The sequence below is a fragment of the Mesorhizobium sp. M4B.F.Ca.ET.017.02.2.1 genome (assembly GCF_003998955.1).
Classification (GTDB): Bacteria; Pseudomonadota; Alphaproteobacteria; order Rhizobiales; family Rhizobiaceae; genus Mesorhizobium; species Mesorhizobium abyssinicae.
In genome coordinates this window covers 1-6,054 of record NZ_RZOF01000370.1, presented here as the reverse complement: position 1 = coordinate 6,054, position 6,054 = coordinate 1, and the positions used below count along the sequence as shown (strand labels likewise).

The following is a 6,054-nucleotide window of genomic DNA, read 5'->3' as shown; positions in this document are numbered from 1 at the left end:
GTGCCAGCCGGCCCGTGGCTGCGGACAGCGCGCCCATGGCCCACCAAATGATCCCATCGGCGGGATGGACGTCTGGACAAAATCCGGGGAAAGTGCCCGCCGCCAACGAAAGGACCGATGCCATGACCGACCCGACCCGCCTGCCCGCCGACGGAATTTTCATCGGGCGAGCGAGAACCAGCGAGGCGGCCCATCCGCTGGTGGTCGCGGTGCGCGACGGCACGGTCTTCGACATCACGTCGAGCGCCGCTCCAACCGTGCGCGACCTCTGCGAGTTGCCGGACCCGGCCGGCTATGTCCGCTCCGCCAAGGGCAAGCCGATCGGCGCGCTTGAAGACATCGCCGCCAACAGTTTCGAGGCAGAGCGCGACGCGAAGAAGCCGTTCCTGCTCTCCCCCGCCGACCTGCAGGCGGTGAAGGCTTCCGGCGTCACCTTCGTCGTCAGCCTGCTCGAGCGCGTCATCGAAGAACAGGCGCGCGGCTCGGCGGAGAAGGCCGATGCCATCCGCGCCGACATCGCCGGCCTGATCGGCCACGATCTGTCGAAGCTGAAGCCCGGCTCGCCGGAAGCGATGGAGATCAAGGCCAAGCTGATTTCGCGCGGCGCCTGGTCGCAATATCTGGAGGTGGGCATTGGTCCGGACGCCGAAATCTTCACCAAATGCCAGCCGATGGCATCTGTCGGCTTCGGCGCCGATGTCGGCCTGCACCCGGTCTCCACCTGGAACAATCCGGAGCCGGAGATCGCCATGATCGCCGACAGCACCGGCCGCATTGTCGGCGCCACGCTCGGTAACGACGTCAATCTGCGCGACGTCGAGGGGCGCTCGGCGCTGCTGCTGGGCAAGGCCAAGGACAACAACGCGTCCGCAGCGCTCGGTCCCTTCATCCGGCTGTTCGACGAGACCTTTTCCATCGCCGACGTGAAGCGCGCCACGGTGCGGCTCAGCGTCGAGGGCGAGGACGGGTTCGCGCTGGAGGGCGCAAGCTCGATGGCCGAGATCAGCCGCTCGCCGGAGGAGCTGGTCAAGGCAGCGATGGGGCCGCATCACCAGTATCCGGACGGGCTGGCGCTCTATCTCGGCACCATGTTCGTACCGTCGAAGGATCGCGGCGAGAAGGGCAAGGGCTTCACCCACAAGGTCGGCGACATCGTCACCATCTCGTCGGAGAAGCTCGGCGCGCTGGTCAACCGGGTGCGCCTGTCACCGGATTGCCCGCACTGGACCTATGGCGCCAGCCACCTGATGCGCGACCTCGCCAGGGCCGGCCTGATCTGACAACCCTGCAAGAACCGGCCATCATCAACACAATTTTATGTTGGGGCCCGGTGACTGCCGGCGCGATCCGTTCCAAGATCGCGGCGCGGTCGGGGGGCCGCCGACATGTCCGATTCGCCGCTGATCTCCCTGCGCAACGTCGCCAAACGCTTGGGCGGCTTCGTCGTACTGGTCGACTGGCTGGGCAGGATCTAGCGCGGCCGGCGCGCGGAACGCAGGCAGAACGGGCCGCGGCTGAGCCTCGCTCGACTACCTTACCTCGCCCAAACTGGGCCGCGATTGATCTTCAAGGAAAACGTTCCGGTTCAATAGGTTAGCGCGCCGCAACAAGGCTGCTTTATCCAGATTTGTCGGATGATTGGCAAACGGTGCGGCAATTCTGCACATCAGCTATGCAAGTTTCATGGTTGCCGAATCGTTAAGCAATCAGTAGATATCCGGGTGTCGGCCGTCTCCTCCTCCCAGATGTGATGCCGACGGTGAATGCGGTACACCTCCTCCCGTGCCGCATTCGAAATCGAGCCCGCTGCCTCCTCCTCCCGGCAGCGGGCTTTTTTTGTTCCTGCCGTTGCGGTCTGGAGACGGGCGCCGCCGTCAGCGCGCTCTGAAGGACGCGATCAGCCCTTCCGCCATGCGCACGAACTGCGCGCTCGGACCCTCGGCGCCGACGCTCTGCATCGAGACGCGCGCGCCTTCGAGCAGCAGCGACAGCGTATCGGCAAGCAGCTCGGCCTGGCCGACGCCGGCATCGCGGCAAAGGCTGACCAGGCGTTCGCGCTGGGCTTCCTTCAGCTCCTTGATGACGCGCCTGGCCGGATGATCGGTCTCGCTGAGCTCGACGGCGGCATTGGCCATGTCGCAGCCGCGGCTGTCGGCAGTGAGCATCTCGGAGACCTTGCGGACCCAGGCGTGCAGCTGCGCCAGCTTGTCGCCCGGGTGCTCGGCCTCGAATGCGTCCCATATCGCGGCGGCCTTGGCCGCCGTGGCGCGCAGGCATTCGATGATCAGGTCGTCCTTGGATTCGAAGTGACGGTAGAGCGTCATCTTGTTGGTGCCGGCTGCCTCGGTGATGGCGTCGACGCCAACACCCTTGATGCCGTGCTTGTGGAACATGTCCTGCGCCGTCTCCAGGATCCGATCCCGGGGGCGAGAGCGCTCCACGACGCCGTCTGCCATCATGATCTCCTTTCGTTTCCAAAAAACCCTCGGCCACCTCTTGACTAGGGTGTTACCGGTCTGTAACTTCCAGAATGTTACTTACTGGTAACACCTATGTCTCTCCGCGTCAACGACAAGACCCGCCGATCGGTCCTGCCAGAGTGAGATAGGGCCAGAAACCTGCCTGTCATGCGGCTTCGGCCGGTGAAGACGAGAAAACGGTTCGCGATCATTTGGATGCGGACCGCAAGCAAGGAGCCGCTCCTATGCAGAAGCGCAAAGACCTGACGATCGACGAGGCCATCCGGGATCCGATGATCCGGCTGGTGATGATGGCGGACCGGGTCGATCCGCGCAGCTTCGAGGCGATGCTGCGTTCGAAGGCGGCCACGCAGGCGCCGGACCGCAAGGCGGCGCCGCGTTTCCTGGAAGATTCAGGCGCGGCGCGCAGCCGGCAGCTGTCCAGGATCGCCAACGCGTTTGGCGAAGCAAAAGCATTCAACGAGGCCTGCGTGTCATGGTGAACTTCTTCGTCCAGCGCCCGATCTTCGCATCGGCGATCGCCATCATCATGATGCTCGCCGGTGCGATCGCGTATTTCCTGCTGCCGGTCTCGCAGTTCCCCGACATCACGCCGCCGCAGGTGGTGGTCAGCGCCCACTATCCTGGCGCCAGCGCGCAGGTCGTGGCCGACACCGTGACCACGCCGCTCGAGCAGCAGATCAACGGCGTGCAGGGCATGACCTACATGTCGTCGACGAGCTCGAACGACGGCTCCTCGACCATCACCATCACCTTCGATGTCGGCTATCCGCTGAGCACCGCCGCCGTCGACGTCCAGAACCGCGTCTCGCAGGCCGCATCCTCGCTGCCGGCGATCGTCAATCAAAGCGGCGTGACGATTAAGAAGCAGAACCCCAATTTCGTGCTCATCGTCGACCTCACCTCGCCGGACGGCTCGGTCGATCCGGTGGCGCTGAGCAACCTCGCTTATCTGCAGGTGGTCGATCCGCTGAAGCGCCTGCCCGGCGTCGGCGACGTGCAGATCTTCGGCGAGCGGCGCTATTCGATGCGCGTCTGGCTCGATCCCGACAAGCTGGCCAATCTCGGCATCACCGCCGTCGACGTGCAGAACGCGATCGCCGAACAGAACGTGCAGGTGGCGGCCGGCAAGATCGGCCAGTCGCCGGCGCCTGCCGGCACCGCTTTCGAGATGCAGGTCAACGCCGTCGGCCGCCTGAGCGACCCGAAGGAATTCGGCGAAATCGTCGTGCGCGCCGACCCGGCGAACGGCTCGCTGGTGCGCTTGCGCGACGTCGCGCGCATCGAGCTCGGCGCATTGCAATATTCCTCCTCCGCCTTCTTCGGCAAGGACCCGACGGTGGTGCTCGCCGTCTACCAGATGCCGGGCTCCAACGCGCTCGACCTGCAGCAGCGGGTCAAGGACAAGATGCAGGAGCTGTCGGCGCGCTTCCCGAAAGGCGTCAAATACGGAATGCACTACGATACGACGCGCTTCGTGTCGGCCTCGATGCATGACGTGCTGATCACGCTCGGCGAAGCGCTGGTGCTGGTCGTGGCGGTGGTGTTCATCTTCCTGCAAAGCTGGCGCACCACCATCATCCCGACCATCGCCATTCCGGTGTCGCTGATCGCGACGCTGGCGGTGATGTACATGCTGGGCTTCTCGCTCAACATGCTGTCGCTGCTCGGCATGGTGCTGGCGATCGGCCTCGTCGTCGACGACGCGATCGTGGTGGTGGAAAATGTCGAGCGACAGCTCGAGGCCGGCCTCAAACCGCTGGCAGCCACGCGCGCGGCGATGGCGGAAGTGACGGGACCGATCATCGCCACCACCGCGGTGCTGATGGCGGTGTTCATTCCGGTCGCCTTCATCCCCGGCGTCTCGGGCAAGCTCTACAACCAGTTTGCGCTCACCGTGGCGATCTCTGTCGGCATCTCGGCTTTCAACTCGCTGACGCTGAGCCCGGCGCTGAGTGCGGCATTCCTGCGCCATCGCGGCGAGACGCAGTTCTTCTTGTTCCGCTGGTTCAATGCCGGCTTCGACTGGCTGTCGCATGCCTATGCGCACGGCGTGCGCATCCTGATCAGGCTGCGCTGGATCATGCTCGGCCTGTTCGCGGCCGGTCTCGTCGCGACCTATTTCGTCTGGCAGAAATTGCCCTCAACCTTCCTCCCCGTCGAGGATCAGGGCTATTTCTTCGTCGTCATCCAGCTGCCCGACGGCGCCTCGCTGGAGCGCACCGATGCGGTGGCCGAGAAGGCGCGCGACATCCTGCAGAACACGCCCGGCGTCGACATCGTCGGATCGATCAGCGGCCTCAACTTCCTGACCAGCGCCGCGCAGTCGAACTCGGCGGTGGAGTTCGCCATCCTGAAGCCATGGGACGAGCGCGGGCCCGACCAGAGCGCCTCCAAGCTCGTCGAGCAGGTGCGCGGCAAGCTGCTGCAAATGCCGGAAGCCTTCGCACTCTCCTTCGACCCGCCTTCGATCCCGGGCCTCGGCACCACCGGCGGCTTCGAGTTCCAGGTCGAGGACCTGTCCGGGCGCGGAAGTGCTGCGCTGAACGACGTCACCCAGGCTTTGCTCGCCGAGGCGCGCAAGCAGCCCGAGCTCAATCCGCAGCAGCTGTTCTCGTCCTTCTCGACCTCGACGCCGCAGTTCAACTACGACCTCGACCGCAGCAAGGCGAAGCTCCTCGGCCTCAACCTGCCCGACGTGTTCAACACGCTGCAGATCTATCTCGGCTCGCTCTACGTCAACGACTTCAACCTGTTCGGCCGCACCTTCCGGGTGACGATCCAGGCCGACAAGGATGCGCGCGCCGATGCGACCGACATTTCACGGCTCTATGTGCGCAATTCGTCGGGCGGCATGGTGCCGCTGAGCACGCTGGGCAAACTGGTGCCGATCGTCGGGCCCGAGACGGTGCCCCACTACAACAACAATGCGTCGGCCTTGATCAATGGCGGCGCCGCCCCCGGCTTCTCGTCCGGACAGGCGGTGGCGGCGATGGAACGCGCCGCGGCAAATGTCCTGCCCAGGGATTTCGGCTATGAGTGGACCGGCATCACCTATCAGGAGCTCAAGGCAGGCTCGATCGCCTCGATCGTGTTCGGCCTGGCAATCGTCTTCGTCTTCCTGATCCTGGCGGCGCAGTATGAAAGCTGGGCAATGCCGTTCATGGTGCTGCTCGCCGTGCCGCTCGCCTTGTTCGGCGCTTTCGCGGTGCTGTTGCTGCGCGGCATGCAGATCGACGTCTACTCGCAGATCGGCTTCGTCATGCTGATCGGCCTGGCGGCGAAGAACGCGATCCTGATCGTCGAGTTCGCAAGGCGACGGCGCGAGGAAGGCCTCAGCATCGTCGAGGCGGCGATGGAAGCCGCGCGGCTGAGGCTCAGGCCGATCCTGATGACGGCCTTCGCCTTCATCCTCGGCGTGCTGCCGCTGATGTACGCCACCGGCGCGGGTGCCGCCAGCCGCCAGTCGATCGGCACCACCGTCTTCGGCGGCATGGTGGCGGCGACGGTGCTGTCGCTGGTGTTCGTGCCGGTCTTCTACGCGGTGATCGAGCAGTTGCGCGAGCGCCGTGAG

4 protein-coding genes are annotated in these 6,054 nt (G+C 64.9%); 3 read left to right on the top strand and 1 reads right to left on the bottom strand.

Going from position 1 to position 6,054, the window contains the following annotated elements:
- Positions 1 to 122 precede the first annotated feature (122 nt).
- The gene (locus tag EN738_RS29400) at positions 123 to 1,280 is read left to right on the top strand and encodes a fumarylacetoacetate hydrolase family protein (protein WP_127286710.1); all 1,158 of its coding nucleotides are present in this window, start codon (positions 123 to 125) and stop codon (positions 1,278 to 1,280) included.
- Between the two features lie 594 nt (positions 1,281 to 1,874).
- Here the strand turns inward: EN738_RS29400 and EN738_RS29395 are convergent.
- Entirely contained in the window at positions 1,875 to 2,456 is a 582-nt protein-coding gene (locus EN738_RS29395; RefSeq protein WP_127286709.1) for a TetR/AcrR family transcriptional regulator, read from the bottom strand.
- Between the two features lie 248 nt (positions 2,457 to 2,704).
- Here EN738_RS29395 and EN738_RS29390 point away from each other — a divergent pair, with 248 nt between their 5' ends.
- Both EN738_RS29390 and EN738_RS29385 read left to right on the top strand, forming a co-directional pair.
- Positions 2,705 to 2,962, top strand: coding sequence for a hypothetical protein (locus tag EN738_RS29390; RefSeq protein ID WP_127286708.1), 258 nt, complete (start codon positions 2,705 to 2,707; stop codon positions 2,960 to 2,962).
- Positions 2,956 to 6,054: multidrug efflux RND transporter permease subunit (locus tag EN738_RS29385; RefSeq protein ID WP_145966966.1), on the top strand; the 3,099-nt coding region annotated here is incomplete at its 3' end. The genes EN738_RS29390 and EN738_RS29385, both read left to right, overlap by 7 nt.

Excerpts from the sequence above, each read along its gene's own strand:
- EN738_RS29390 (WP_127286708.1), top strand. The coding sequence starts at position 2,705 with ATGCAGAAGCGCAAAGACCTGACGATCGACGAGGCCATCCGGGATCCG.
- EN738_RS29395 (WP_127286709.1), bottom strand. The coding sequence starts at position 2,456 with ATGGCAGACGGCGTCGTGGAGCGCTCTCGCCCCCGGGATCGGATCCTG.
- EN738_RS29400 (WP_127286710.1), top strand. The coding sequence starts at position 123 with ATGACCGACCCGACCCGCCTGCCCGCCGACGGAATTTTCATCGGGCGA.